This window comes from Massilia jejuensis (assembly GCF_042656795.1).
Classification (GTDB): domain Bacteria; phylum Pseudomonadota; class Gammaproteobacteria; order Burkholderiales; family Burkholderiaceae_D; genus Telluria; species Telluria jejuensis.
The window spans coordinates 263,937-288,227 of record NZ_JBHSMS010000036.1 but is presented as its reverse complement, the minus strand read 5'-3'; the positions used below and the strand labels follow the sequence as shown (position 1 = coordinate 288,227).

The window sequence follows — 24,291 nt, the reverse complement described above, 5'->3', positions numbered from 1 at the left end:
AGAAGGGGATGCGCATGTCGTCATTAAATCATCCGGGACCGGCCGGTAGCGGCAAGCCGGTGGCCATGGTGGCGCATGGAGCAGCAGCCGATGGCGCCGTCGACAATTTCTACGGTTCCGCCGGTGCTTCCGGCGCGGCCTCGCTGCCCTCGGTGGTCAGCGCGCTAGGCGACCTGCATTTCTTCGTCCGCTATTCGCTGCGCGAGTACATCGGTTTCATGTGGCAGCACGGCGGCTTCCTGATCCGCCGCCGGCGCATCCGCTGGCCGGCCAGCCTCTACCTGCGCGTGAAGAGCACCGCCTCCGCGGCCCTCAATTTCGTCCTGCTCGGACGCGGCCGCCGCACCTACGAATTCACCATCGACCAGCACGGCATCGTGCGCACCAGCGGCGGCGTTACCCTGATCAACTGGTCGGACGTAATGGCCGTGCGCACCTATTCGCGCGGTTTCATGATGGTTCTCAAGCGCGGCACCTTGCCGATTCCGTATCGCTGCCTGGACGAGGCGCAGCATGGCGCCATGCGCATGCTGGCGGAGGCGCGCCGGGATCATGCGCTGAGATAGGTTGACAGGCTGGCGGCCGTTGCGGCTTGCGCGCGGCCGATCGAACGCTCACTGCGTGAACAACACCGGCATTTCATGCGACCTGCGCCGCAACTCGCGCCGCGCGCCGTCGTAATCCGCGAACACCGATCCCACGACCGCCCAGAAGCGCGGGCTGTGGTTCATCTCGCGCAGGTGCGCCAGTTCGTGCACGACCACGTAGTCCAGCAGCGGCAGCGCGTAGTGCACCAGGCGCCAGTTCAGGCGAATGCTGCCGCCGATCGTGCAGGACCCCCAGCGCGTGCCGGCCGAGGACAGCGTCAGCGCGCTGTATTGCACGCCCAGTTGCGGCGCGTAGAAATCGAGGCGCTCGACGAACAGGCGCTTCGCCTCGGCGTGGAACCACAGTTTCACGCGCTCCTTGATCTGCCACTCCGACAGCCCGGCCGTCACGCCGACATTGAGCTCGCGCGTGCCGGCGTCGAACATGCAGTGGCTGCGCGGCGCCGGCTGCAGGCGCAGGGTGATCTCGCCGCCCAGGTAGGGCAGGCGGGCGCCGTCTTCCCATACGAGCGGCGCGCGCTCGGCGCGTTTTGCGCGGCGTTCGCCCCGTTCGTGCAGCTTGGTCAGGATCCAGCGCTGCTTGGCGCGAATCGCGTTGTCGATGTCGGGCAAGATCGCGCGCCGCGGCGCGGTGACGTGCAGGCCGTCGTCGTCGATCATGAAGCCGATCGAGCGCCGCGCGGAGCGTTTCAGTTCGTAGTCGACCGCGTAGTGGCCCAGCACGATGCGGCGCAGGGGTGGATCGTCGGGCGTGCGGGGCGGGGAAGGAAGGTTGATGCGTGGCGGCGCGGGCGGCGCCTTGAACAGCGGTTGCGGCGGCTGCGGCAGCGGCTTTGCGGCCGGCGCGGGGGGAGCGTCCAGGACCCGGTGAAAAGGGTCCGGCGCGCTGGCCGCTTGTCCGAACAGGTCGAGTTGGGCGCCGTTGACCGTGGAGGAAGTCATGTCATGCCGCGCTGGTGCCTTGATCAGGGCGCCAACTTCGTTGAGCCATCGGTGTAGACGTGGGGCGAAATGACGCGCATTTCTGATTCTATCCAATTTTCGACCTCTTGCATCAGGCTTTCGGGAGTGTGGTGTTGCGGCGAGATCGGTTTGCCGATCGAGACCGTCACGAGTCCTGGCCGCTTGATGAACGAATTCTTCGGCCAGCATTCACCTGAATTATGCGCGATCGGCACGACCACGGCTTGGGTTTCTACAGCCAGGCGGGCGCCGCCGCTCTTGTACTTGCCCTTTTTTCCAACAGGGATGCGCGTCCCCTCGGGGAACATGATGATCCACTGGCCGTCGGCCAGGCGCCGCTTGCCATGGCGGACCACGTGGGCAAAGGCGTTCTTGCCTTCCTTGCGGTCGATCGGGATCATGCGCAGCAGCGCCATCGCCCAGCCGAAGAAGGGAATGTAGAGGATTTCCTTCTTGAAGACGAAGACCAGGGGACGGGTCAGGTTGGGCAGCAGGAAAATCGTTTCCCAGGCCGACTGGTGTTTCGACAGCACCACGGCCGGCGCGTCCGGCAGGTTCTCGTAGCCCTTGAACTGGTAGCGGATGCCGCAAATGACTTTCGCGCACCAGATGATGAAGACGTTCCAGCGCGAGGTCACCCAGAAGCGCTTGTTGTACGGGAGCGGCGCGGCGAGGAAGCAGACGCAGGCCCAGACCACGGTGGCGAGCACCATGACGATGGTAAACAGCAGGGAACGCAGGAACGGGACGACAGTAGGCAAGAAGGACTCTCTTTGTTATTGGTTGGGCTGCTGGCTGGACTACTGAACGAGCTGAACGCGGGACGCCGTTTTCAGCAGGGCCGTGACCATCGCCGCCAGGTCGGGATAGACCTGGGTGCCGGGCGGAAGTCCGCCAACTTCGTGGGTTTTCCCGCCCTTGCCGGTCAGGACCAGGTTGGGCAGGCAGCCCTTGATGAAGCCGGCCTGCAGGTCGCGCAGCGAGTCGCCGACCGTCGGCACGCCTTTCAGGCTGACCTTGAAGCGCTTGCTGATCTCCTCGAACATACCGGCCTTGGGCTTCCTGCAATCGCAGTTGTCGGCGGCGGCATGGGGGCAGAAGAACACCGCGTCGATGTCGGCGCCGACCTGCTGGGCGGCGTTGTGCATCTTCTGGTGGATCGCGTTCAGGGTCGGCATGTCGAACAGTTCGCGCGCGATGCCGGACTGGTTGGAAGCGATGATGACGCGGTAGCCCGCCTGGTTCAGGCGGGCGATCGCCTCGAGCGAGCCGGGGATCGGAATCCACTCGGCCGGACTTTTGATGAATTCCGGCGAGTCGTGGTTGATGACGCCGTCGCGGTCGAGGATGATCAGCTTCACGATCACTCCTTACGCGGCCAGCTTCGAGATGTCGGCCACGCGGTTCATCATCCCGTGCAGCGATGACAGCAGTGCCAGGCGGTTATTGCGCAGCGCCGGGTCCTCGGCCATCACCATCACGTCGTTGAAGAAACCGTCGACGTCGTCGCGCAGCTGGGCCAGCGTCTTGAGGGTGCCCGCGAAATCGCCGGCGGCAAAGGCTGCGTCCACCTGCGGACGCACGCGTTCGATGGCGGCGGCCAGCTTGCGCTCGGCTTCTTCCTGCAGGAGATCCTGCGAGACGGTGCCGATGGCGGCCTCCGTCTTTTTCAGGATGTTGGTGATGCGCTTGTTGGCGGCGGCCAGCGATGCGGACTGCGGCAGTGCGGCAAAGGCCTGCACCGCTTCCAGGCGGCCCACGACGTCGTCGACGCGCTCCGGATTCTGGGCCAGTACCGCCTCGACCTCGTTCGGCGTGAAACCGCGTTCGCGCAGCATGCCGCGCAGGCGCTCGAGCATGAAGGCGGCGACTTCGGCGCGCGGATCCCGCAGTGCTCCACCCATGGCGGCCTGGCCCTCGAAGACACCGGCCGCGTCGGCCAGCAGGTCCGGGATCGACAGCGGCAGGCGCTTCTCGACGAGCATGCGCATCACGCCCAGGGCGTGGCGGCGCAGCGCGAACGGATCCTTTTCGCCCGTCGGCTGCAGGCCGATGGCCCAGATGCCGACCAGGGTTTCGAGCTTGTCGGCCAGGGCCACGACGAGACCGGTGTTCGTCGACGGCAGCTTGTCGCCGGCAAAGCGCGGCTGATAATGCTCCGAGGCTGCCAGGGCCACCTCATCGGGTTCGCCGTCATGGCGCGCGTAATACGTGCCCATGATGCCTTGCAGCTCGGGGAATTCGCCGACCATGTCGGTCAGCAGGTCGGCCTTGGCCAGGCGCGCGCCGCGTTCGGCCAGCGCCACGTCGTAACCGAGGCGGGTCGCGATGGCGGCGGCCAGGCGCGTGACGCGCCCGGTGCGTTCGGCCTGCGTGCCCAGCTTGTTGTGATAGACGACATTGGCCAGCAGCGGCAGGCGCGATGCGAGGGTCTTCTTCTTGTCCTGCTCGAAGAAGAACTTGGCGTCGGACAGGCGCGGGCGCACGACGCGCTCGTTGCCGCCGACGATGTGCCGCGGATCGTCGGTCGCGATGTTCGAGACGATCAGGAAGCGCGAACGCAGCTTGCCCTGGGCATCGGTCAGCGCGAAATACTTCTGGTTCGTCTGCATCGTCAGGATCAGGCATTCCTGCGGCACGGCCAGGAAGGCTTCCTCGAAATGGCACTCGTAGACGACCGGCCATTCGACCAGGGCCGCGACTTCGTCGAGCAGCGCTTCGGGCATCAGGACCTGGTCGGCGCCGGCCTTCTCCAGCAGCTGGGCGCGGATGCTGTCCTTGCGCGCGGCGGCGCAGGCAATTACCTTGCCCTCGTTTTCGAGGAGGGCGGCGTAGTCGTCCGCATGGCCGACCGCGATCGGCCGGCCATGCGACAGGAAGCGGTGGCCCATGGTCTGGCGCCCCGCGTCCAGGCCCAGCACGGTCAGTGGCAGCACCTGTTCGCCGAACAGCGCCAGCAGCAGGTGCGCCGGACGCACGAACTGCACGGTGTCGCCGTCGGGGCGCTGGTAGCTCATCAGTTTCGGAATCGGCAGCTTGGCGAGCGTTTCGCCGAGCACGTCCTGCAGGCCGCCGGCCAGGGCGCTGCCCGCCGCCGTATAGGTGTGGAAGAAGCTCTCGGCCTTGCCGTCCTGGGCACGTTCGAGGTCGGCGATCGTCAAGTCGGGAAAGCCGAGGGCGGCCAGCTTCTTGGCCAGCGGCGCACTCGGGTTGCCGTCCTTGTCGAGGGCGACCGAGACCGGCAGCACCTTTTCGCGGATCGTCTTGTCGGGCGAGGTGGCGCGCACGTCGGTGATCGAGACGGCCAGGCGGCGCGCAGTGGCGTAGGGCGTGACGACGCTGCCCTGATCGAGGAAGCCGCGGGCTTTCAAACCGTCGGCGATGCCGCCGGCAAAGGCCGCGCCCAGTTTGACGAGCGCTTTCGGAGGCAGTTCTTCGGTTTGCAGTTCGACGAGTAATGTTTGATTCATGGGAGTCTGTTCTTGTCCGGTCCGGGGCGCTCAGGCGGCGGCTTGGGTGGCTGGCGAGTTGGCGTCCGCTGCCAGCATCGGGAAGCCGAGCTTTTCGCGCGAGTCGTAATAGGCCTGGGCGACCAGGCGCGACAGCGTGCGCACGCGCCCGATGTAGGCGGCGCGTTCGGTCACCGAAATGGCCCCTCTGGCGTCGAGCATGTTGAAGCTGTGCGAGGCCTTCATGATCTGCTCGTAGGCCGGCAGCGTCAGCGCCAGTTCGATCAGGCGCTTGGCTTCGGCCTCGTGGTTGGCGAAGGCCTGGAACAGCAGGTCGGTATTCGCATGCTCGAAGTTATAGGTCGACTGCTCGACTTCGTTCTGGTGAAAGACGTCGCCATACGACAGCTTTTTCCTGACCGGCTCGCCGGCCGCGCCCTGTTCTTCCCACTCGGTCCAGACCAGGTCGTAGACGTTTTCCACGCCCTGCAGGTACATCGCCAGGCGCTCGATGCCGTAGGTGATCTCGCCCAGCACCGGCTTGCAGTCGAGGCCGCCAACTTGCTGGAAATAGGTGAATTGCGTCACTTCCATGCCGTTCAGCCAGACTTCCCAACCCAGGCCCCAGGCGCCCAGCGTCGGGCTTTCCCAGTCGTCCTCGACGAAGCGCACATCGTTCTTTTTCAGGTCCAGGCCGAGCGCTTCGAGCGAGCCGAGATAGAGGTCGAGGATGTTTTCCGGCGCCGGCTTCAGGACGACCTGGTACTGGTAATAGTGCTGCAGGCGGTTGGGATTCTCGCCATACCGGCCATCCTTGGGACGGCGCGAGGGCTGCACATAGGCGGCGCGCCATGGCTCCGGGCCGATCGCGCGCAAGAAGGTGCCGGTGTGGAAGGTGCCCGCGCCCACTTCCATGTCGTAAGGCTGGAGCAGGGCGCAACCTTGCTTGTCCCAATAGGATTGCAAGGTCAGGATGATTTGTTGGAATGTGAGCATCTTGGAGTAGCGCCGCGCGTTGCGAGTGTGTGAAAAACCCTCCTGGCAGCCTTGCATCGTCGCGCCTGGAATTTTTCACAGGCTCGCGAGGCGCGAACACGGTGAGTTTGCTAAATGACCAATTCTAGCGGATTCTGCCCGGCCTCTGGGACCAAGATGAGCTCAACTAAGCGACATTGGCCTTTTTCTTACGGTAATTGCGCCCAGAAAACCAGGCGCCCAGCAAGGCGAGCGCGCCCAGCACCAGGAAGCCAAGGTTGCCGAAACGGATATACGGTGTCATGCCGGTCGTACCGCGCACCGTTGCCGTCAGGACGCCCTCGGCGTAGAAGGGCAGCACGTGGCTGAGCTGGCCGCGGCCGTCGATGATGGCGGTGGCGCCGTCGTTGGTCGAACGCAGCATCGGGCGGCCGGTTTCCAGCGTCCGCATGCGCGAAATCTGCAGGTGTTGCGGGATCGCGTAGGACTGGCCATACCAGGACAGGTTCGACATGTTCAGCAGCAGCGTGGCCGGACGCGGCGCATTGCGCAGCTGGTAGGCGATCTCTTCGCCGAACACGTCTTCATAGCAGATGTTCGGCAGCACCAGCTGGTCCTTGACCGCGAACGGCGCCTGCATGAACTGGCCGCGGGTGGCGTCGTTCAGTGGAATGTTGAGCATGTCGGTAAACCAGCGGAAGCCCGGCGGGATGAATTCGCCGAAGGGCACCAGGTGCGCCTTGTCGTAGCGGTAGGGCGCCGGTTGCGGCGAGAGGGCGATGACGCTGTTGGCATACTTGCGCGGACCGTCGAGCAGGGGAATGCCGACCGCGAGCGTGCTGCCGCTGGCGCCGGCGAAGCGTTGCAGGCTTTCCAGGTAGTCGGGCGGCAATTCCTGTGGAAAGCTGGGAATCGCCGTTTCCGGGGTAGCGATCAGGTCGGCGGGCGCCGCCGTGATCATCGCCTGGTAGCGTTGCAGGATGCTCGACAGGAAGGCATCGTCGAATTTGCGGTCCTGCGGGATATTCCCCTGTAACAAGCGCACGGTGATCGGCTGGCCTGTCGGCTGGGTCCATTCGATGGTGCGCAGTGCGCCGCCCGACAGCAGCACCGCGCCCAGCAGTCCGATGGCCCAGGGCCGGGCGCGCTGGGTCAGCATGACCAGGCAGGCGCCGCAGAAGGCCGCCAGCACGCCGATGCCGTAGACGCCGATCAGTGGCGCAAAGCCGGCCAGCGGCGCCGTATCGTGGGCATAGCCCGAGACCGACCAGGGGAAACCGGTAAACACCCAGCCGCGCATCCATTCGGACAGGCCCCAGGTCACCGGCAGGACCAGCAGCACGAAAGTGGCGAGCGGCAGCGACCAGCGCCGGCGCAGCCAGGCGGCGACGCCGGTGGCGAAGGCGCCGAACAGGCCCATGTAGAGGCCGAGCAGGACGATGCCGATGACCCCGAGGATCGCCGGCAAATGGGCGAAGCGGGTCATCAGGATGTATAGCCAGTGCATGGCGCCGACCGACCAGCCGAAGCCGAAGGCCCAGCCGAGCAAGCTCGCGCGTTTGACGCTGGTGCCGAGTCCGACCTGGTAAAACAGCCAGCCGAGCAGCAGGAACTGCAGCGGCCACCAGCCGAAGGGCTCGAACGAGAAGAGGGAAGCGCCGCCGGCGAGCGCGGCGAGCGCCAGTTCGCGCAGGGCGGGACGGGTTCCCCGCACGGCGATTTCGCGAGCACCGCGGGGCGCGCTGGCGGAACGGCGGCGCAGCATCAATCGTCGTCGTCGCGGGCGTGCTGCGCGGGCGGCAGCTTTTCGACCAGCAATACGTGGATCTGGCGCGCATCGGCGCGCAGGACTTCGAAGCGCAAATTGCCCAGGGTGAACTCTTCACCCTTGTGCGGCATGCGGCCCAGGTGACCGGCGACAAAACCGCCGATGGTATCGGCTTCGTCTTCGGGCAGGTCGACGCCGATTTCTTCGTTGAACTGGTCGATTTCCGTCAGCGCTTTCACGCGCCAGCGCGGGCCAAGCTGACCTTCCTTGACCGACAACACGTTGTCTTCTTCTTCGTCGAAATCGTATTCGTCTTCGATGTCGCCGACGATCTGCTCGAGCACGTCTTCGATCGTGATCAGGCCGGCCACGCCGCTGTACTCGTCGACGACGATGGCCATGTGGTTGTGGTTGGCGCGGAAGTCGCGCAGCAGCACGTTCAGGCGTTTCGACTCGGGGATGAAGATTGCCGGGCGCAGCATGGCGCGTACGTCGAAGCTTTCCTCAGCGTAATACCGCAGCAAATCCTTGGCCAGCAAGATGCCGACTACCTTGTCGCGCTCGCCTTCGATGGCGGGGAAGCGGGAGTGGGCGGTTTGCAGCACGATCGGCAGCCATTCTTCGATCGGATCGGTAATGTCGATCACATCCATCTGGGAACGGGGCACCATGATGTCGCGCGCCGACAGGTCGGAGACCTGGAACACGCCTTCGATCATCGACAAGGCGTCGGCATCGATCAGGTTGCGCTCGTGTGCTTCGTGCAGCACTTCAAGCAGCTCGGTGCGGTTTTCTGGCTCTGGGGAGATGAAGGCGGTCAGTCGTTCGAAGAGCGACCTGTGGGGTTTGGCGTCCGATCGGACGTCAGCGGGATACTCGGGCATAGTTGGCGTGAAGCCGTTGTTGCGATGGGCGTAGCATACACCAAAAGCGGACCCGCCAGAGCGCGCGCGCCCGCGCGGGGCTGCGCTCAGCGCGCCGGACCTGCTTGCTTTATCATATTTCGATTAGTTAAAAAGCAAAAAGGAAACTGCATGCCCTCCCTCACCATCAACGGCGCCACCACCAAGCTCGACGTGCCCGACGACATGCCTTTGCTGTGGGTGCTGCGCGACGTGGCCGGCCTGACCGGTACCAAGTTCGGCTGCGGCCAGGCCCTGTGCGGCGCCTGCACTGTCCACCTCGACGGCCAGCCAATCCGCTCGTGCATCACACCGGTGTCGAGCGCGGCCGGCAAGCAGATCGTGACGATCGAGGGGATCGGCAAGGATCCGGTCGGCGCCAGGGTGCAGGACGCCTGGCGCCAGATCGACGTGGTGCAGTGCGGTTATTGCCAGTCGGGCCAGATCATGTCGGCCACCGCCTTGCTGCAAGCGACGCCGAAACCCACCGACGCCGACATTGACAATGCAATGTCCGGCAACATCTGCCGCTGCGGCACCTATGGGCGTATCCGCCAGGCGATCAAGATCGCCGCTGCCAAATAAGGAACGCAGATGAACCAGGATAATAAAATCACGCACGTTCCCAATGCCCGCCGCCGTTTCATGCAGCTCGGCGCCACCGCCGGCGGCGGCTTGCTGTTCGGGTTTTCTCTGTTCGGCTGCAACAAGGACAGCGACCGCAAGGATGTGCCGTCCGAAAAGGCGGTCGGCGAGGCCAGTACCGCGCATTCCGACACCCCGCCAGGCCTGGCGCGTGACGCCTTCATCCGCATTGACCGCGCCGGCATCGTGACCCTGGTCATCCACAAGGTCGAGATGGGGCAGGGTACGTTTACATCGATGCCGATGCTGCTGGCCGAGGAGCTCGGCGCCGACCTCTCGAAAGTCAAGCTGGAGCAGGCGCCGGCGAACAACGAGCTGTATGCCGACCCCTTGCTCGGCGGCCAGGTCACCGGCGGCTCGACCTCGGTGCGCGGGGCCTGGAAGCCGCTGCGCGAAGCCGGCGCCATGGTGCGCAGCGTGCTCGTCGCTGCCGCGGCCAAGAACTGGGAGGTCGATGCGGACGAATTGCAGGTCGTGGCCGGTGCCGTGCGCCACCAGGCCTCGGGCCGCTCGGCCCACTTCGGCGAACTGGTCGACGCGGCCTCGAAGATGGCGCTGCCGAAGAACGTCAAATTGAAGGCGCCGGAGCAATACGTGCTGATCGGTACGCCGATGAAACGCCTCGATTCGCCGGCCAAGACGAATGGCGAAGCCTTGTTCGGGATCGATGCGCGCCTGCCGAACATGGGCATTGCCGCCGTTGCCGCTTCGCCCGTGACCGGCGGCAAGCTGGTTGGCGTGGACGAGGCGAAAGCGATGGCGGTGAAGGGCGTGCGCCAGGTGCTGCGCCTGGAGGGCGCGGTGGCTGTCGTGGCCGACCATTTCTGGGCCGCCAAGCAGGGTCTCGCCGCCGCCGCGCCACGCTGGGACGACGGCGCCAACGGCAATGTGTCCTTGCCCGGCATCGTCGCCGACATGATGAAAGTGTCGGAAGGCACGGGCGCGGTCGCGAAGAATACCGGCGACGCCATCCAGGCGCTCGACCGGCAAGGTGGGCGCAAGATCGAAGCGGTCTACGAAATGCCGTTCCTGGCCCACGCGACCATGGAGCCGGTCAATTGCACGGTCGACCTGCGCGCGGACGGCTGCGACCTCTGGGTCGGCACCCAGGTGCCGGCGCTGGCGCAGGGCGCGGCGGCCAAGGTGGCCGGCATTCCGGTCGAGAAGGTCAAGGTTCATAACTATTATATTGGGGGCGGTTTCGGACGCCGTCTCGAAGTCGACTACGTGATCCAGGCGGTTGCGTTCGCAAAACTGACCAAGGGCCCGGTCAAGTTCATCTGGACCCGCGAGGAAGATATCCAGCACGACATGTTCCGTCCGTATTACGTGGACCGGCTGGCGGCGCGCCTGGACGACAAGGGCCGCGTGGCGGCCTGGTTCCACCGTGTAACGGGCTCATCCGTCATGGCGCGTTTCGCACCGCCCTTGGTGAAGAACGGCGTCGATCCGGATGCGGTCGAGGGCGCGGCCGAGTTGCAGTACACGATCCCCGACATGCGCGTGGAATACGTGCGCCACGAACCGCCGGGCGTGCCGACGGCGTTCTGGCGTGGCGTCGGACCGACCCACAACGTGTTTGTGGTGGAAAGCTTCATCGACGAGCTGGCGCAGGCGGCGAAGCAGGATCCGCTGGCTTTCCGTCGTGCCTTGCTCGACAAATCGCCGCGCACGCTCGGCGTGCTGAACCTGGCGGCCCAGAAGGCCGGCTGGGGCAAGCCCCTGGCGCCGGTGGCCGGACGCAAGGTCGGACGCGGCATCTCGACCCAGTTCGCTTTCGGCAGCTATCTGGCGCAGGTGGCGGAAGTCTCGGTCGGACCGGACGGCGACGTGCGCGTGCACCGCGTCGTGTGCGCGGTCGACTGCGGCCAGGCGATCAATCCGGATACGATCATCGCGCAGATGGAAGGCGGCATCATCTTCGGCGCGACGGCGGCGCTGTGGAACGAGATCACGATCGACAAGGGCCGGGTGCAGCAGACCAATTTCGGCGACTATCGCATGATGCGCATCAATGAAGCGCCCAGGGTCGAGGTGCACATCGTGACCAGCCGCGACGAGCCGGGCGGCATTGGCGAGCCGGGCACGTCGGGCATTGCGCCGGCGCTGACGAATGCCGTGTTCGCGGCGACCGGCAAGCGGATTCGCAAGCTGCCGATCGGGGAGCAGTTAAAAGGCGCGTAAATAAGCTGCGGAAGCTGCACGGGGGAGCCGGTTTCGCCGGCGCCCCGCCCCCATCATTGCTCTGCGTAGGGGTCGGGGTAGCCGAGCACTTCCATGATGTCGCGCTCGAACTGCTCCATCTCCTCGGCTTCCTCGTCATGCTCATGGTCGTAACCCTGGGCATGCAGCACGCCGTGCACCACCAGGTGCGCCGCGTGCTCCTCGACCGTCTTGTTCTGTTCCTCGGCTTCGCGCTGCAGCACGTCCGTGCACAGGATGATGTCGGCCTGGGTCGGTTCGTCCTCTCCCAGTTCCTCGCCCTCGTTGTAGGCGAAAGTCAGCACATTGGTCGCATAGTCCTTGCCGCGGTAATCGCGGTTCAGGGTTTGCCCCTCGGCACTGTCGACGAAACGGATCGTCAGTTCGGCCGGTCCGAGCAGGGTGGCGCGCACCCAGCGCTCGACCAGTGCCGGCGTGAGGGACGATTCGAGGCGGGCGTCCGGGTACTGGACGTCCAGGTCAAGCGGATGGTTTTTTTCTTGCATTGCGTACAGGGGTTGGTTTCGGCAGGGCGCCCATTTCCTGGACGGCATTCGATTTTTCATAGGCATCGACGATGCGGCCCACCAGCGGGTGGCGCACGACGTCGGCGCTCGAGAACTGGGTGAAGGCGATGCCGCGCACGTCTTTCAGCACGTGCATGGCGTCGACCAGGCCGCTGCGCTGGGTCTTGTGCAGGTCGACCTGGGTGACGTCGCCCGTCACCACGGCCTTGCTGCCGAAACCGATACGCGTCAGGAACATTTTCATTTGCTCGACGGTCGTATTCTGCGCTTCGTCGAGAATCACGAAAGCATGGTTCAGCGTGCGGCCGCGCATGTAGGCCAGCGGGGCGATCTCGATCACCTGTTTCTCGAACAGCTTTTGCGTGCGGTCAAAGCCGAGCAGGTCGTAGAGCGCGTCGTACAGGGGACGCAGGTAAGGATCGACCTTCTGGCTCATGTCGCCAGGCAGGAAGCCGAGGCGTTCGCCTGCTTCCACCGCGGGACGGGTCAGGATGATGCGCTTGACCGCGTCGCGCTCGAGCGCGTCGACCGCGCAGGCCACGGCGAGATAGGTCTTGCCGGTACCGGCGGGGCCGATGCCGAAACTGATGTCGTGCTCGAGCACGGCCTTCAGGTACTGGATCTGGTGTGGCGTGCGTCCGCGCAAGTCGCTGCGGCGGGTTTTCAGCATCGGGCTGACGAGTTCGGATTCGTCGCCTTCGACGGCCTCGTCGGCAACGGCCGCCGCTTTCGGCTCGGCGCCCTCGATGCTCGGTTTGAGGCCGGCGCGTTGTTCGACCAGGGCCAGTTGCACTTCCTCGATCGGCACGATCTTGTTGGCCACCGCATAGAAACGCTCGAGCAGTTCGACCGCGCGTTCGGCATTGGCGCCGCTGACGATAAATTTTTCTCCGCGGCGGAAGATGGTGACGTCAAGCGCCGCGCCGATCTGGCGCAGGTTTTCGTCGAGCGGCCCGCACAAGTGGGCCAGGCGCGTATTGTCGAGCGGCTCGGGAATGAAGTAGAACGGCTGGGTCGGTTGTGTTTTCAACTGGCTTTGGCAATCGTATCGAGATTGGCGACGAGTTCGCCGCGCACGGAATAATCCAGGCTCTCGGTGACGCGTACCTCGACCAGTTGGCCGATCAGCGCGTCGCCCGGGGCGCCGGGAGCGAAAATGACCACCCGGTTGTTCTCGGTGCGGCCCTGCAATTCGGATGCATCTTTTTTCGACGGTCCCTCGACCAGTACGCGCTGGACCGTGCCGACCATGGCGGCAGTGAACTTGCGCGTATTGGCATCGATCAGGGCTTGCAGGCGCTGCAGGCGCGCCAGCTTGACCTCGTGCGGGGTAGCGTCTTCCAGGTTCGCGGCCGGCGTGCCGGGGCGCTTGCTGAAGATGAAACTGAAACTGTTATCGAAGCCGACATCCTGCACCAGCTTCATCATGGCCTCGAAATCGGCATCGGTTTCACCGGGGAAGCCCACGATGAAGTCCGACGAGATCGCGATGTCCGGGCGCACGGCGCGGATGCGGCGGATGATCGATTTATACTCCAGCCCAGTATAACCGCGCTTCATGGCGCCGAGGATGCGGTCGGAACCATGCTGGACAGGCAGGTACAAGTGGTTCACCAGCTGCGGGATCCTGGCATAGGCGTCGATCAGGCGCTGGGTAAATTCCTTCGGATGGCTGGTCACGAAACGCAGGCGCTCGATGCCGGGAATGTCGGCCACGTATTCGAGCAGCAGGGCGAAGTCGGCCATGTCTCCGCCTTCCATCGGCCCGCGGTAGGCATTCACGTTCTGGCCGAGCAGCATGATTTCCTTCACGCCCTGGGCGGCCAGGCCCGCCACTTCGGTCAGCACATCCTCGAAGCGGCGCGACACTTCCTCGCCGCGGGTGTAAGGCACCACACAGTAACTGCAATACTTGCTGCAGCCTTCCATGATCGAGACATAAGCCACCGGCCCCTCGATCTTGGCTGGCGGCAAATGGTCGAATTTCTCGATTTCCGGGAAACTGATGTCGACCTGGGCCGTGCCAGTACTGCGGCGCGCATGGATCATTTGCGGCAGGCGATGCAGGGTTTGCGGCCCGAACACCATGTCGACATGAGGCGCGCGCTTGACGATGGCGTCGCCTTCCTGCGAAGCGACACATCCGCCTACACCAATGATGAGGTCGGGACGCGCGCGTTTCAAGGCGCGCAGACGCCCCAGGTCGGAAAAAACTTTCTCTTGAGCCTTTTCGCGGACAGAACAAGTATTCAACAGGATAACGTCGGCATCGTCCGGAGTATCGGTGCGAACCAGGCCGTCGGACGCGCCGAGGACGTCTGCCATCTTGTCCGAGTCGTACTCGTTCATCTGACAGCCGAAGGTCTTGATAAATACTTTTTTCTGCATGGGTACTTGGAAGGAAAGAAAAGCAGGGGGCTTTGACAGGTCGACAAGCCAGTTTACCGTAATTCGACCTGCCTTACCAAAAAACGGCATGCAGACGAGCGAGATTAGATGCCATTTGGAACCAAATGTTACTTACGTCGAAACGATTGTCATTCTGGCCAGATTGTTAAATTGCAGTAGGGAATGAAAAGGCAGCGGCTAAGGTAGAGTCAGCGTTTGCTCAATATATTTCCTGTTGTAAATCAAGACCTTCGCTCCAAATTCTTTTACATAAATTAGTAAAAGAAATCTCTTGCGTGCGCCACAAATCATCCCCATGTGTTGAAATGCCTATGTGACAAGCTTTCCACACGATAGCTTGATTTCTAACAATGAATCATGTGCTCAGGACGGACACGAAAGGTTCGCAGGGGTCTGATAATTTGTTTGAAAGACAAGTGCGTTCGTGGGGCATCGAGCAGGACGCATGAAAGCCGGCATTGTTTTTAAGCTAGGACTCAGACTCGTTCTGTTTAATGGCCCAGGAGCGTGTCCGGGAACTTATGTTGACGAAAGGTAGTCAATCATTAACAAAGTTCGTAACGGAACTATTTCTTTCACTTTACGAGGTAAACCATCATGGCACACCATGCTTTGTCATCGCAGGAAAGCTACAACCCCAACCACCTGCTCGACATCTTGCTCGGCAAGATGCAGCTGAAGAATGACGCGGCCCTGTCGCGCATGCTCGAAGTGGCGCCACCGGTCATCAGCAAGATCCGCCACCACCGTCTCCCGGTCGGCGCCTCGCTCCTGATTCGCATGCACGAAGTCACCGGCATGAGCATTCGGGACCTGCGCGACCTGATGGGCGACCGCCGCACCAAGTATCGCCTGTCGGACGCCCAGGGTCGTCCGAAGCCAGAAGAGAAGGCAGCAGCGGCAGCCGCTCAACAGCAGCAACAACAGCAAGCACAGAGCAACGAGGCAACGCCTTCGTCCGGCAACTATGCGCACTAAGTCCGTCGGCATGGCAAGCTGTACTGCCGTGCCTTCGGTCATGCCAGGCAGCGGCCCGGCGTCCTGAACGACGCTGCGTCCGCTGCATTTTTTTTTGCGCGTCCCGTCGGCATCGGTCCGCCGGATGCGTCGTCATTTCCGTTTCACACAATGTCGGCCGTCGGCCTGTCCCAGGCGCGCCCGGTGCGTTCTTCCCATCGGCGAGCGGGTCGTCTTCCATCGCCACAGCACGGCTTTCCTGATCGCTCTCTCCCCGCAGCGGCCTGCCCGACCTGGTGACCGCCGCCCGCGCATTGCCGCGCGCCGTGCAGCAGCCCCGGCGAAGAAGGCCTGCTCGAGTAAGCGGACGCCGCCCGGTCGCCACGGACGCTACCATGCAACCATGACGAGTCAACGCTACATTGCCCTGATCCGCGGGATCAACGTCGGTCGCGCCAAGCGCGTGGCCATGGCCGACCTGCGCGCGCTGGTCGCCGAACTCGGTTTCCGCGACGTGCGCAGCGTCCTCAACAGCGGCAACCTCGTGTTCACGGCCGACGCTGCCGCACCCGGCGCCTTCGCTGCCGCCATCGAGGAGCAACTGGTGCTCAAGCTGGGTGTGGCGGCGCGCGTCATGGTGCTCGGCAGCGCGGACCTGGCCGCCGTGCTGGCCGAGAACACCCTGCTGGAGCAGGCGGTCGACCATGCCCGCTTGCTGGTGTTCGTCCTGGGCGACACGGCGATGCGGGCAGCCATTGCGCCGCTGTGCGAGCGCAGCTGGGGCGCCGAGGCGCTGGCGGTGGGGCAGCGCGCGGCTTATGTCTGGTGCCCGGATGGCGTCCTGGCCAGTGCCGCGGCCACGGCGCTTGGCAGGCAGTTGGGCGATAACACGACCGCGCGCAACTGGACTACCTTATGCAAGCTTTACGCACTGTGCAACGAACCGGCCGCGGTGGCGCCGGGCGCCTGACGGCTGCTGCACGCCAGTACCGCCTGCCTGTCTACTTGAACTTCTCGCTGCTGTCGCGGCGGGCCCGATAGCCAAGCAGGACCAGGCCGACCAGCATCATGGCAAAGACCTCGGGCTCAGGCAGTTCGGAAATGCCCGACGGCAGGGAAAATGGATGCCGGGGAGAAGGGACATCGGCGGCGCGGGCCTGGACCGGCACCGCGCCGGCCGCGGCTTCCGGTACCAGCTCGACGACCTTCGCCTGTGCGATGCTGCTTAGCCCAATGGCAAGCGCTGCTACGAGTGCGACACTGTTCACGATTCTTCCTTCCTTGCAAGCGTACCGGTACGAGGAAAGCGGGCAGGGCGTCTCGGGTGACGCCACCATGACCAGCATAGCAAAACGCTGCGTCGCTCCCATGTTCGATTCGTGTAGAAAAGGGCGGCAGGGCACGCACGCAGGCGCCAGCCAATACGCGGCCGCGCCGTGTGAAATAAATGCGACAGCGAGCCAATTCGACAATGCCAAAGCACCAAGCCTTTTGGCGCTGTTTGATGAAATAGTATTAACAGTTTTTCATATTCGCCAAGCTTGTACCTGCAATCTTTGCCAACCCTGCAACGAATTGCGTTGTCAGGTTTTCCAGCGATGAGAACAATCAAGAAATTTTAAGCCTGGCGTATACATCTGCGTTTTCTTTACAGGTATAGTCTCCCTATCCCTATTGCCTCAGAGCATCAAAATGATGTCGAACGTATACGTCCGGCATTGTCACGGCCTTCAAGAGCCGCCGCCTTTCCACACGCAGCATCCGGAACGGCACCAGCTGTTTGCACTGTCGCATACGCATCCAACTATTTGCAGGCTCGATAATGCCCAACTTTGCCAGACTTCAAATTGCCTTTAAGAACGTTTATGTGCGCATTGCCGCCGCTGTCCTGCTGGGCGCCGCAACCGGCGTAGCGATCTATTCGGCCGATGCGCCGCAGGATCCGAGCCCGGTCGTGCATTCGCAAGACATTTCCGAAATCACCCGCCTGGCTGGCCAGAAGGACAAGCTCGACTACCTGATGGTGGCCAAGCCGCTGTCGGAGTCGCCACGCTATGTCTTCAAATTCAAGGATGCGCCGGCGCTGCACGTGGTCAAGGTGCCAAGCACCTCGCACCTCTCGCTGGAGCGCGAAGTGCTGCTCAAGAACGCGATTCCCTATTCGATCGCCAAGGACGAGTTCCTCGCTTCGCACAAGGCCGTCATGGACGAAGGCGGGTCGGTGGGTGCCGACACGGCCGACTTCCTCAAGCGCCACGCCTTCGAGATCGTGCTGCTGCTCCTGGTCGTCTACTGCCTGAAGTTCGGCATCCCGGGAGTCGGTGCCAGCGCGACCATGATCATGCCCGACAAGCTCAAGGGCAGCATGGACGACCTGATCGGCATGGACGACATCAAGCAGGAAGTGCTGCACCTGGAAGACATGATCCGCAACCGCGATGAATATGCCTCGCACAACATCGACAAGCCATTCAACGTGATGCTGACCGGTCCTGCCGGTACCGGTAAAACCAAGCTGGTCGGCTACCTGGCCAAGCGCCTCGACATGCCGCTGATCCAGGCCTCCGGCTCGGCGCTCGAATCGGGCTATGTCGGCGGCGGCTCGAAAGCCCTGAACGCCCTCTACCGCAAGGCTTGCGCCAAGGGCAAATGCATCATCTTCCTCGATGAGGCGCAGAGCCTGTTCATGCCGCGCGGCCGCAGCGAAAAGAAATGGGAAGACGATACCGCCAACACCCTGCTGGGCCTGCTGGATGGCGTGAAGAGCGACAAGGGCCAGGGCGTGATCTGGGTGGTAGCCTCGAACTTCGACGACGCCTCGACCGACATGGACGAAGCGATGCTGCGCCGCTTCTCGGTGAAGATCAACTTCCGCCTGCCGAACAAGGCCGAGCGCCGCGAACTCCTGCGCAGCTTCCTGTCGCGCAAGAAGGATGGCCTCGTCGACTATGCCGATCTCGACCTGGACCAGGTGGCCGACATCACCCAGAACCTGAGCCCGGCGCTGCTGGAAACCGTGGTCGAGCGCGCATCGATGCTGTCGATCCAGGAAAAGACGATCATCAACACCGACTTGCTGTTCCGTGCTTACGAACGCGCCACGATCGGCCTGACCGACCGCGCCACCACGGCCGAGAAGCACAAGCAGCGCGAGCGCATTGCCCTGCACGAACTGGGCCACTTCTTCATGCAGATCGACCCGTACCTGCGCGCCGGCCTGTCGCTCGAAGAAGTGAAGGAAAAGTCGCACCTGCTGAAGATCAGCACCGAAGCGGTCTCGAAAATCGGCGCCCTCGGCTACGTGCTGCAGTCGGGTGACGACATGTCGCTGCGCACGCTGGAAGAACTCGAGCACGACGTGGTCGGCCTGTACGGCGGCATGGCGGCCGAAGAGCTGTTCTACGGTGCCCGCGGCATCTCGGTCGGCGCCCAGAACGACATCGAGAAAGTGACCAGGATGCTGAACCTGATGGTCAACCGCCTGTCGATGTACTCGCGCTCGAAGATCGATTACAGCCAGCTCAAGAACGATGCCAGCGGCGAGCACACGCTGCGCCAGATGGAAGAGAAGGCCGATGAACTCTACAGCTATACGCTGGGTGCGATGCGCGACTACCGCGCGCTGATCGAGTCGCTCAAGGACACGCTGCTCGAGCAGTACGTGCTGTCGAAAGATGCCGTCTTCGCGCTGCTCGAAGAGCGCAAGGACCTGCTGAGCTTCGCGCCGAAGCAGGCGAACCTGAAGCTGTGCTCCGAGACCGGCGAGATGGTGGCGGCCTGAGCCAATAGCCGTAACTAGGAATGCCCGCCTGGAGCGATCCACGGCGGGCATTTTTTTTGCAGGCCCAGATGGGCCCACGGGGCGGGTGGCCCCCCATGCGCTCAACGCACCGGTGCCACGGGTGCATGTTGCGGCAGGGGCGACGCTGCTGGCAGCGCCGGAAAATAGAGGACTGCCTCGGCACGCCGTCCCGTTCGTGCCTGTCCGCGCTGGCTATAATCGGTTCGATCGAGGCCGCCGGCGGCCGGGAACGCACACACAGGAGACAGCATGAACAAGGTATTCGTCACGGGCGTGGGCATGATCCCGTTCGCCAAGCCGGGCGCGAGCGCCCCCTACCACCGGATGGCCGCCGAGGCCACGCGCGCCGCGCTGCAGGACGCCGGCATCGGCTATGCCGATATCGAACAGGCCTATGCCGGCTATGTGTACGGCGACTCGACCTGCGGCCAGAAAGCGCTGTACGGCGTCGGCATGACCGGCATCCCGATCGTCAACGTCAACAACAACTGCTCGACCGGCTCCACCGCCCTGTTCCTGGCGCGCCAGGCGATCGCCAGCGGCGCGGCCGACTGCGTGCTGGTGCTCGGCTTCGAACAGATGAGTCCCGGCGCCCTCGGTTCGGTGTTCACCGACCGTCCGGCCCCGTTCGACGATTTCGACGCCGTCACCGACCGTCTGGTCGGCAAGCCGGAAATTCCGCTGGCGCTGCGCTACTTCGGTGGCGCCGGCCTGGCGCACATGGAAAAATACGGCACGCCCCTGGAAGCCTTCGCCCGCATCCGCGCCAAGGCCAGCCGCCATGCGGCCAACAACCCGCTGGCGCTGTTCCGCAAGGAAGTCACGGCCCAGGACGTGCTCGACGCGCCCATGATCTGGCCCGGCGTGATGACGCGCCTGATGGCCTGCCCGCCGACCTGCGGCGCGGCCGCCGCGGTGCTGGTTTCCGAAGCCTACGCAAAAAAGCACGGGTTGCGCGCCGACGTGTTCATTGCCGCCCAGGCCATGACGACCGACCGCCCGAGCACCTTCGAGGCCAACGACATGATGCGCCTGGTCGGCTATGAGATGAGCCGCGAAGCGGCCGACAAGGTCTACCGGCAGGCCGGCATCGGCCCGGACGACCTCGACGTGATCGAACTGCACGACTGCTTCGCCCACAACGAACTCATTACCTACGAAGCCCTCGGCCTGTGCCCGGAAGGCGGGGCGGATAAATTCATCGTCGAGGGCGACAACACCTATGGCGGCAAGGTCGTCACGAATCCATCCGGCGGCCTGCTGTCGAAAGGCCATCCGCTCGGCGCCACGGGCCTGGCCCAGTGTTTCGAATTGACCCAGCAGCTGCGCGGCAGCGCCGGCGCGCGCCAGGTCGAGGGCGCGCGCACCGCCCTGCAGCACAACCTGGGCCTGGGCGGCGCCTGCGTCGTGACCCTGTACCAGGCGGCGTGAGGGTGGCGATGGACATTACTCCTTCCTGGATGAACCCGGAACTGGAAAGTTTTCGCGACGCGGTACGCCGTTTCGTCGCCAGCGAAGTCGCGCCGCACGGCGAGCGCTGGCGCCACCAGCAGCACGTCGACCGCGACCTGTGGACGAAGGCCGGCGCAATGGGCCTGCTGGCGGCCGACATCCCGGACGCATACGGCGGCTCGGGCGGCAATTTCGCCCACATGGCGATCGTATTCGAAGAACTCGGCTACGCCGGCGACATGGCCTTCGGCTTGCACGTGCACGCGATCGTCGCCCATTACCTGCTGAACCAGGGCACCGAAGAACAGAAACGGCGTTACCTGCCTAAACTCGCCAGCGGCGAGATGATCGCCGCCATCGCCATGTCGGAGCCGGGCGCCGGCTCCGACCTGAAAGGCATCCGCACCACCGCCATCGAAGGCGTCGATGGCTACCGCGTGAACGGTTCCAAGACCTTCATCTCGAACGGCTACCTGGCCGACCTGGTGCTGGTGGTGGCGAAGACCGACCCCGCCGCCGGCGCCAAGGGCATCTCGCTGATGCTGGTGGAAACGCGCGGCAACCCGGGCTTTCGGGTCGGGCGCATCCTGGAAAAAGTCGGGCAGAAGGGGCAGGACACCTGCGAGCTGTTTTTCGATGACGCCCACGTGTCTCTCGACGGCGTGCTCGGCGGCGAAGCCGGCAAGGGGTTTGTCCAGCTGATGTCGGAGTTGCCGTACGAGCGCACCATCATCGGCGTGGCCGGCGTGGCCGCCATCGAGCGCGCCCTGCAGCTCACCGTCGAGCACACGAAGCAGCGCCGGGCCTTCGGCCAGGCCCTGATCGAGATGCAGAACACGCGATTCGTCCTGGCCGAAATCAAGACCGAAGCGACGGTCGCGCGCGTCTTCATCGACCGCTGCATCGAAGACATGCTGGCCGGCCGCATGGACACCGTGCTCGCCTCGATGGCGAAGTACTGGATCTCGGACTTGCAATGCAAGGTGGTCGACCAGTGCGTGCAGCTGTTCGGCGGCTACGGCTACATGCTCGAATACCCGATCGCCCAGATGTACGTCGATGCGCGCGTGCAGCGCATCTACGGCGGCGCCAACGAAATCATGAAAGAAATCATCGCCAGGTCGTTATAAGGAGCGATTCATGCCCGGACCCCTCGCCGGTATTAAAATCATCGAAATGGTCGGCCTCGGCCCCTGTCCCTTTGCCGCCATGATGCTGGCCGACATGGGCGCCGAGGTCATCCGCATTGACCGCAAGGCCAAGCCCGGCGCCGCCAACCCGTTCCCGATGCTGGGGACGAAATTCGACGTCATGGCGCGCGGGCGCCGCTCGCTCGCGCTCGACCTGAAGCATCCGCAGGCGCGCGAGGTCGTGCTGCAACTGGCCGGACAGGCCGACATCCTCATCGAGGGCTTTCGCCCCGGCGTGATGGAACGCCTCGGCCTCGGCCCCGACGCCTGCCATGCGCGCAATCCCAAGCTCGTGTTCGGACGCATCACCGGCTGGGGCCAGACCGGCCCTCTGGCGCAGGCGGCCGGCCATGACCTCAACTACATCGCCCTGTCCGGCATGCTGCACGCCATGGGCCGCGCCGGCACGCCGCCCGCGCCGCCCCTGAACCTGGTCGGCGACTTCGGCGGCGGCGCCATGATGCTGGCCTTCGGCGTCGTCTGCGCGGTCCTCGAAGCGCGCAGTTCGGGCAAGGGGCAGGTGGTCGACGCCGCCATGACCGACGGCTCCGCGCTGCTGGGCGCCATGATGTACGGCCTGCGCGCCTTCGGTTCATGGAACGACAGGCGTGAAGCGAACATGCTCGATGGCGGCGCGCCCTTCTACGATACCTATGCCTGCCTGGACGGCAAGTTCCTGTCGGTGGGCGCGATCGAGCCGCAGTTCTATGCCCGGCTGCTGGCGCTCTGCGGCGCGGCCGACCCGGAATTCACACAGCAATGGAGCCAGGAACGCTGGCCGCAGCTGAAAGCGAAATTCGCCGCGCTGTTCGCCACCCGCACGCGCGCGCACTGGTGCCAGCTGCTGGAAGGCACCGATGCCTGCGTCGCGCCCGTGCTCGACATGGCGGAAGCGCCGCTGCACCCGCACAACCGGGCGCGCGCCGCCTTCGTCGAGATCGACGGCGTGACCCAGCCGGCGCCGGCGCCGCGTTTCAGCCGCAGCGTGCCCGCGGCAGGGCAGGCCGCGGCCGCACCCGGGCAGCACAGCGCCGAGGTGCTGGCGGACTGGGGCTGGTCGAGCGAGGCAATCGAATCGCTGAAAACGGCCCAGGTCATATAGGATTGCTCTGGTAACGATGAGCTACCGGGAGCAGCATGACCAAGGAATTCGAACTCGACAGATCGAAGCGGCTGGCGCTGGCCTTTTTCGTCGGCGCGGCGCTGCTGTTCGTGCTCAGTTTCTACCTGCCGCCCTCCTGGTGGACGGGCTTGCTCAAAGCCTTCGCCGAAGCGGCCATGGTCGGCGCCCTGGCCGACTGGTTCGCGGTCGTCGCCCTGTTCAAGCGGGTGCCGATTCCGATCGTGTCGCGGCATACGAACATCATCCCGAACAACAAGGTCAAGATTGCGGACAACCTGGCCCTGTTCGTGCGCGAGAAATTCCTCGATACCGACTCGATCGTCCGCCTGATCCAGAAGCACGACCCGGCCCGCAAGGTGGCCGACTGGCTCGTCAAACCCGCCAATACCGAACTGATGGGGAGCTACCTGGTGAAAGTGGCGACCTGGATGCTCGACTTCACCGAGGATGCGGCGATCCAGAATTTCCTCAGGAAAGCGGTGCACACGATGGTCGGCAGCGTCGACCTGTCGAAGTCGGCCGGCACCATCCTGGAGAGCTTGACGAAGGGCGGCCGGCACCAGGAATTGCTGAACGAAGGCATTCGCCAGCTGGCGCTGCTGTTAGACAACAGCGATACCCAGTCGGCGATCTCGCAAGGCATCGTCGACTGGCTGAAAGAGGAATATGCCTTCATCGAAAGGATGCTGCCTTCGGAACTCATCGGCCGCAAAGGCGCCGATATCGCGGTGCGCCTGGCGTCCGGCATCCTGAACAAGGTCGCGGCCGATCCCGGGCACCCGCTGCGCGCGCGTTTCGATGGGTTCACCGCCGAATTCATCGAACGCCTGAAAAGCGATCCGCAATTTTCCAGCAAGAGCGAAGAGATCAAGCACTACCTGCTCAACGATGACACGCTCAACAATTACCTGAAATCGCTGTGGGGCGACCTGAAGGGCTGGCTGAAAGCCGACCTGGCGAGCGAACACTCGACCCTGCGCACGCGCATGCAGGCCACCGGCGCCTGGCTCGGCAAGACCCTGGCCGACGATCCGGTACTGCGCCAGTCCCTGAACGACAACCTGGAACTGGCTGCCCGCGCGGCGGCGCCGGAGTTTGCCGTCTATCTCACGCGGCACATCGCCGACACCGTCAAGAACTGGGACAGCGCCGAAATGTCGGAACAAATCGAACTCAATATCGGCAAGGATCTACAATTTATCCGCATAAATGGCACGATCGTCGGTGGCCTCATCGGCGTGATCCTGTATTCGTTGTCGTCGCTGCCGGGCGTGCTGCACTGACGCGCTCAAGCGCGCGTCGAACGGGCCGGGCAAGGC

Annotated in this window: 21 protein-coding genes; 10 read left to right on the top strand and 11 right to left on the bottom strand. The window is 64.1% G+C overall.

Going from position 1 to position 24,291, the window contains the following annotated elements; translation table 11 throughout:
• Positions 1 to 14: 14 nt before the first annotated feature.
• Positions 15 to 566: a YcxB family protein gene (locus ACFPOU_RS11860; protein WP_379721175.1), complete on the top strand. Its 552-nt coding sequence runs from the start codon at positions 15 to 17 to the stop codon at positions 564 to 566.
• A gap of 48 nt (positions 567 to 614) precedes the next feature.
• Here ACFPOU_RS11860 and ACFPOU_RS11855 read toward each other — a convergent pair whose 3' ends face one another.
• From ACFPOU_RS11855 to ACFPOU_RS11825, 7 genes are all read right to left on the bottom strand, one after another.
• Entirely contained in the window at positions 615 to 1,550 is a 936-nt protein-coding gene (locus tag ACFPOU_RS11855; protein WP_379721172.1) for a M48 family metallopeptidase, read from the bottom strand.
• A gap of 23 nt (positions 1,551 to 1,573) precedes the next feature.
• A complete protein-coding gene (locus tag ACFPOU_RS11850; RefSeq protein ID WP_379721246.1) occupies positions 1,574 to 2,284 on the bottom strand; it encodes a lysophospholipid acyltransferase family protein in 711 nt (236 codons plus the stop codon).
• An 87-nt stretch (positions 2,285 to 2,371) separates the two neighbouring features.
• Positions 2,372 to 2,932, bottom strand: a complete 561-nt coding sequence (gene gmhB, locus ACFPOU_RS11845) for a D-glycero-beta-D-manno-heptose 1,7-bisphosphate 7-phosphatase (RefSeq protein WP_379721169.1) — start codon at positions 2,930 to 2,932, stop codon at positions 2,372 to 2,374.
• 9 nt (positions 2,933 to 2,941) lie between these two features.
• Positions 2,942 to 5,041, bottom strand: coding sequence for a glycine--tRNA ligase subunit beta (gene glyS / locus ACFPOU_RS11840; protein ID WP_379721166.1), 2,100 nt, complete (start codon positions 5,039 to 5,041; stop codon positions 2,942 to 2,944).
• A gap of 30 nt (positions 5,042 to 5,071) precedes the next feature.
• Positions 5,072 to 6,016: a glycine--tRNA ligase subunit alpha gene (gene glyQ / locus ACFPOU_RS11835; protein ID WP_379721163.1), complete on the bottom strand. Its 945-nt coding sequence runs from the start codon at positions 6,014 to 6,016 to the stop codon at positions 5,072 to 5,074.
• 166 nt (positions 6,017 to 6,182) lie between these two features.
• The gene (lnt, locus tag ACFPOU_RS11830) at positions 6,183 to 7,760 is read right to left on the bottom strand and encodes an apolipoprotein N-acyltransferase (RefSeq protein ID WP_379721160.1); all 1,578 of its coding nucleotides are present in this window, start codon (positions 7,758 to 7,760) and stop codon (positions 6,183 to 6,185) included.
• The gene (locus tag ACFPOU_RS11825) at positions 7,760 to 8,647 is read right to left on the bottom strand and encodes an HlyC/CorC family transporter (RefSeq protein ID WP_379721157.1); all 888 of its coding nucleotides are present in this window, start codon (positions 8,645 to 8,647) and stop codon (positions 7,760 to 7,762) included. Before ACFPOU_RS11825 ends, lnt begins: the two co-directional genes overlap by 1 nt.
• A gap of 150 nt (positions 8,648 to 8,797) precedes the next feature.
• Here ACFPOU_RS11825 and ACFPOU_RS11820 point away from each other — a divergent pair, with 150 nt between their 5' ends.
• Both ACFPOU_RS11820 and ACFPOU_RS11815 read left to right on the top strand, forming a co-directional pair.
• Entirely contained in the window at positions 8,798 to 9,250 is a 453-nt protein-coding gene (locus tag ACFPOU_RS11820; protein ID WP_379721154.1) for a (2Fe-2S)-binding protein, read from the top strand.
• Between the two features lie 9 nt (positions 9,251 to 9,259).
• The gene (locus ACFPOU_RS11815; RefSeq protein WP_379721151.1) at positions 9,260 to 11,494 is read left to right on the top strand and encodes a xanthine dehydrogenase family protein molybdopterin-binding subunit; all 2,235 of its coding nucleotides are present in this window, start codon (positions 9,260 to 9,262) and stop codon (positions 11,492 to 11,494) included.
• A gap of 53 nt (positions 11,495 to 11,547) precedes the next feature.
• On the opposite strand, the gene ybeY is transcribed toward ACFPOU_RS11815, so the two are convergent.
• Genes ybeY through miaB form a run of 3 tightly spaced genes read right to left on the bottom strand, consistent with a single transcriptional unit; the run spans position 11,548 to position 14,427 of the window.
• Positions 11,548 to 12,018, bottom strand: a complete 471-nt coding sequence (gene ybeY / locus ACFPOU_RS11810; RefSeq protein WP_379721148.1) for an rRNA maturation RNase YbeY — start codon at positions 12,016 to 12,018, stop codon at positions 11,548 to 11,550.
• Positions 11,993 to 13,069, bottom strand: a complete 1,077-nt coding sequence (locus ACFPOU_RS11805; protein ID WP_379721145.1) for a PhoH family protein — start codon at positions 13,067 to 13,069, stop codon at positions 11,993 to 11,995. Before ACFPOU_RS11805 ends, ybeY begins: the two co-directional genes overlap by 26 nt.
• Positions 13,066 to 14,427 carry a tRNA (N6-isopentenyl adenosine(37)-C2)-methylthiotransferase MiaB gene (gene miaB / locus ACFPOU_RS11800; protein ID WP_379721142.1) on the bottom strand — a complete coding sequence of 454 codons (1,362 nt, stop codon included), beginning with the start codon at positions 14,425 to 14,427 and terminating at the stop codon, positions 13,066 to 13,068. The genes ACFPOU_RS11805 and miaB overlap by 4 nt, the downstream gene beginning before the upstream one ends.
• 618 nt (positions 14,428 to 15,045) lie before the next feature.
• Between miaB and ACFPOU_RS11795 the strand changes: the two genes are divergently transcribed.
• Complete coding sequence (locus tag ACFPOU_RS11795; protein WP_379721139.1) at positions 15,046 to 15,426, top strand: hypothetical protein; 381 nt, start codon at positions 15,046 to 15,048, stop codon at positions 15,424 to 15,426.
• A 382-nt stretch (positions 15,427 to 15,808) separates the two neighbouring features.
• Positions 15,809 to 16,375: a DUF1697 domain-containing protein gene (locus tag ACFPOU_RS11790; protein WP_379721136.1), complete on the top strand. Its 567-nt coding sequence runs from the start codon at positions 15,809 to 15,811 to the stop codon at positions 16,373 to 16,375.
• A gap of 31 nt (positions 16,376 to 16,406) precedes the next feature.
• Here the strand turns inward: ACFPOU_RS11790 and ACFPOU_RS11785 are convergent, their stop codons facing one another.
• Positions 16,407 to 16,673, bottom strand: coding sequence for a PEP-CTERM sorting domain-containing protein (locus ACFPOU_RS11785; protein WP_379721133.1), 267 nt, complete (start codon positions 16,671 to 16,673; stop codon positions 16,407 to 16,409).
• A 554-nt stretch (positions 16,674 to 17,227) separates the two neighbouring features.
• Here ACFPOU_RS11785 and ACFPOU_RS11780 point away from each other — a divergent pair.
• The 5 genes from ACFPOU_RS11780 (at position 17,228) to ACFPOU_RS11760 (ending at position 24,255) form a co-directional block, all read left to right on the top strand.
• Positions 17,228 to 19,186, top strand: a complete 1,959-nt coding sequence (locus ACFPOU_RS11780) for an AAA family ATPase (RefSeq protein ID WP_379721130.1) — start codon at positions 17,228 to 17,230, stop codon at positions 19,184 to 19,186.
• Positions 19,187 to 19,456: 270 nt separating this feature from the next.
• Complete coding sequence (locus ACFPOU_RS11775) at positions 19,457 to 20,638, top strand: lipid-transfer protein (RefSeq protein ID WP_379721127.1); 1,182 nt, start codon at positions 19,457 to 19,459, stop codon at positions 20,636 to 20,638.
• An 8-nt stretch (positions 20,639 to 20,646) separates the two neighbouring features.
• The gene (locus tag ACFPOU_RS11770; RefSeq protein WP_379721124.1) at positions 20,647 to 21,789 is read left to right on the top strand and encodes an acyl-CoA dehydrogenase family protein; all 1,143 of its coding nucleotides are present in this window, start codon (positions 20,647 to 20,649) and stop codon (positions 21,787 to 21,789) included.
• 10 nt (positions 21,790 to 21,799) lie between these two features.
• A complete protein-coding gene (locus ACFPOU_RS11765; protein ID WP_379721121.1) occupies positions 21,800 to 22,951 on the top strand; it encodes a CaiB/BaiF CoA transferase family protein in 1,152 nt (383 codons plus the stop codon).
• Between the two features lie 35 nt (positions 22,952 to 22,986).
• A complete protein-coding gene (locus ACFPOU_RS11760) occupies positions 22,987 to 24,255 on the top strand; it encodes a DUF445 domain-containing protein (protein ID WP_379721118.1) in 1,269 nt (422 codons plus the stop codon).
• Positions 24,256 to 24,291: the final 36 nt, after the last annotated feature.

Coding starts and splice junctions, on each gene's coding strand:
- glyQ (WP_379721163.1), bottom strand. CDS start 6,016: ATGCTCACATTCCAACAAATCATCCTGACCTTGCAATCCTATTGGGAC.
- ACFPOU_RS11775 (WP_379721127.1), top strand. CDS start 19,457: ATGAACAAGGTATTCGTCACGGGCGTGGGCATGATCCCGTTCGCCAAG.
- ACFPOU_RS11820 (WP_379721154.1), top strand. CDS start 8,798: ATGCCCTCCCTCACCATCAACGGCGCCACCACCAAGCTCGACGTGCCC.
- glyS (WP_379721166.1), bottom strand. CDS start 5,041: ATGAATCAAACATTACTCGTCGAACTGCAAACCGAAGAACTGCCTCCG.
- ACFPOU_RS11795 (WP_379721139.1), top strand. CDS start 15,046: ATGGCACACCATGCTTTGTCATCGCAGGAAAGCTACAACCCCAACCAC.
- ACFPOU_RS11825 (WP_379721157.1), bottom strand. CDS start 8,647: ATGCCCGAGTATCCCGCTGACGTCCGATCGGACGCCAAACCCCACAGG.
- ACFPOU_RS11855 (WP_379721172.1), bottom strand. CDS start 1,550: ATGACTTCCTCCACGGTCAACGGCGCCCAACTCGACCTGTTCGGACAA.
- ACFPOU_RS11860 (WP_379721175.1), top strand. CDS start 15: ATGTCGTCATTAAATCATCCGGGACCGGCCGGTAGCGGCAAGCCGGTG.
- ACFPOU_RS11760 (WP_379721118.1), top strand. CDS start 22,987: ATGACCAAGGAATTCGAACTCGACAGATCGAAGCGGCTGGCGCTGGCC.
- ACFPOU_RS11815 (WP_379721151.1), top strand. CDS start 9,260: ATGAACCAGGATAATAAAATCACGCACGTTCCCAATGCCCGCCGCCGT.
- ACFPOU_RS11790 (WP_379721136.1), top strand. CDS start 15,809: ATGACGAGTCAACGCTACATTGCCCTGATCCGCGGGATCAACGTCGGT.
- ybeY (WP_379721148.1), bottom strand. CDS start 12,018: ATGCAAGAAAAAAACCATCCGCTTGACCTGGACGTCCAGTACCCGGAC.
- ACFPOU_RS11770 (WP_379721124.1), top strand. CDS start 20,647: ATGGACATTACTCCTTCCTGGATGAACCCGGAACTGGAAAGTTTTCGC.
- ACFPOU_RS11765 (WP_379721121.1), top strand. CDS start 21,800: ATGCCCGGACCCCTCGCCGGTATTAAAATCATCGAAATGGTCGGCCTC.
- lnt (WP_379721160.1), bottom strand. CDS start 7,760: ATGCTGCGCCGCCGTTCCGCCAGCGCGCCCCGCGGTGCTCGCGAAATC.
- miaB (WP_379721142.1), bottom strand. CDS start 14,427: ATGCAGAAAAAAGTATTTATCAAGACCTTCGGCTGTCAGATGAACGAG.
- ACFPOU_RS11780 (WP_379721130.1), top strand. CDS start 17,228: ATGCCCAACTTTGCCAGACTTCAAATTGCCTTTAAGAACGTTTATGTG.
- ACFPOU_RS11850 (WP_379721246.1), bottom strand. CDS start 2,284: ATGGTGCTCGCCACCGTGGTCTGGGCCTGCGTCTGCTTCCTCGCCGCG.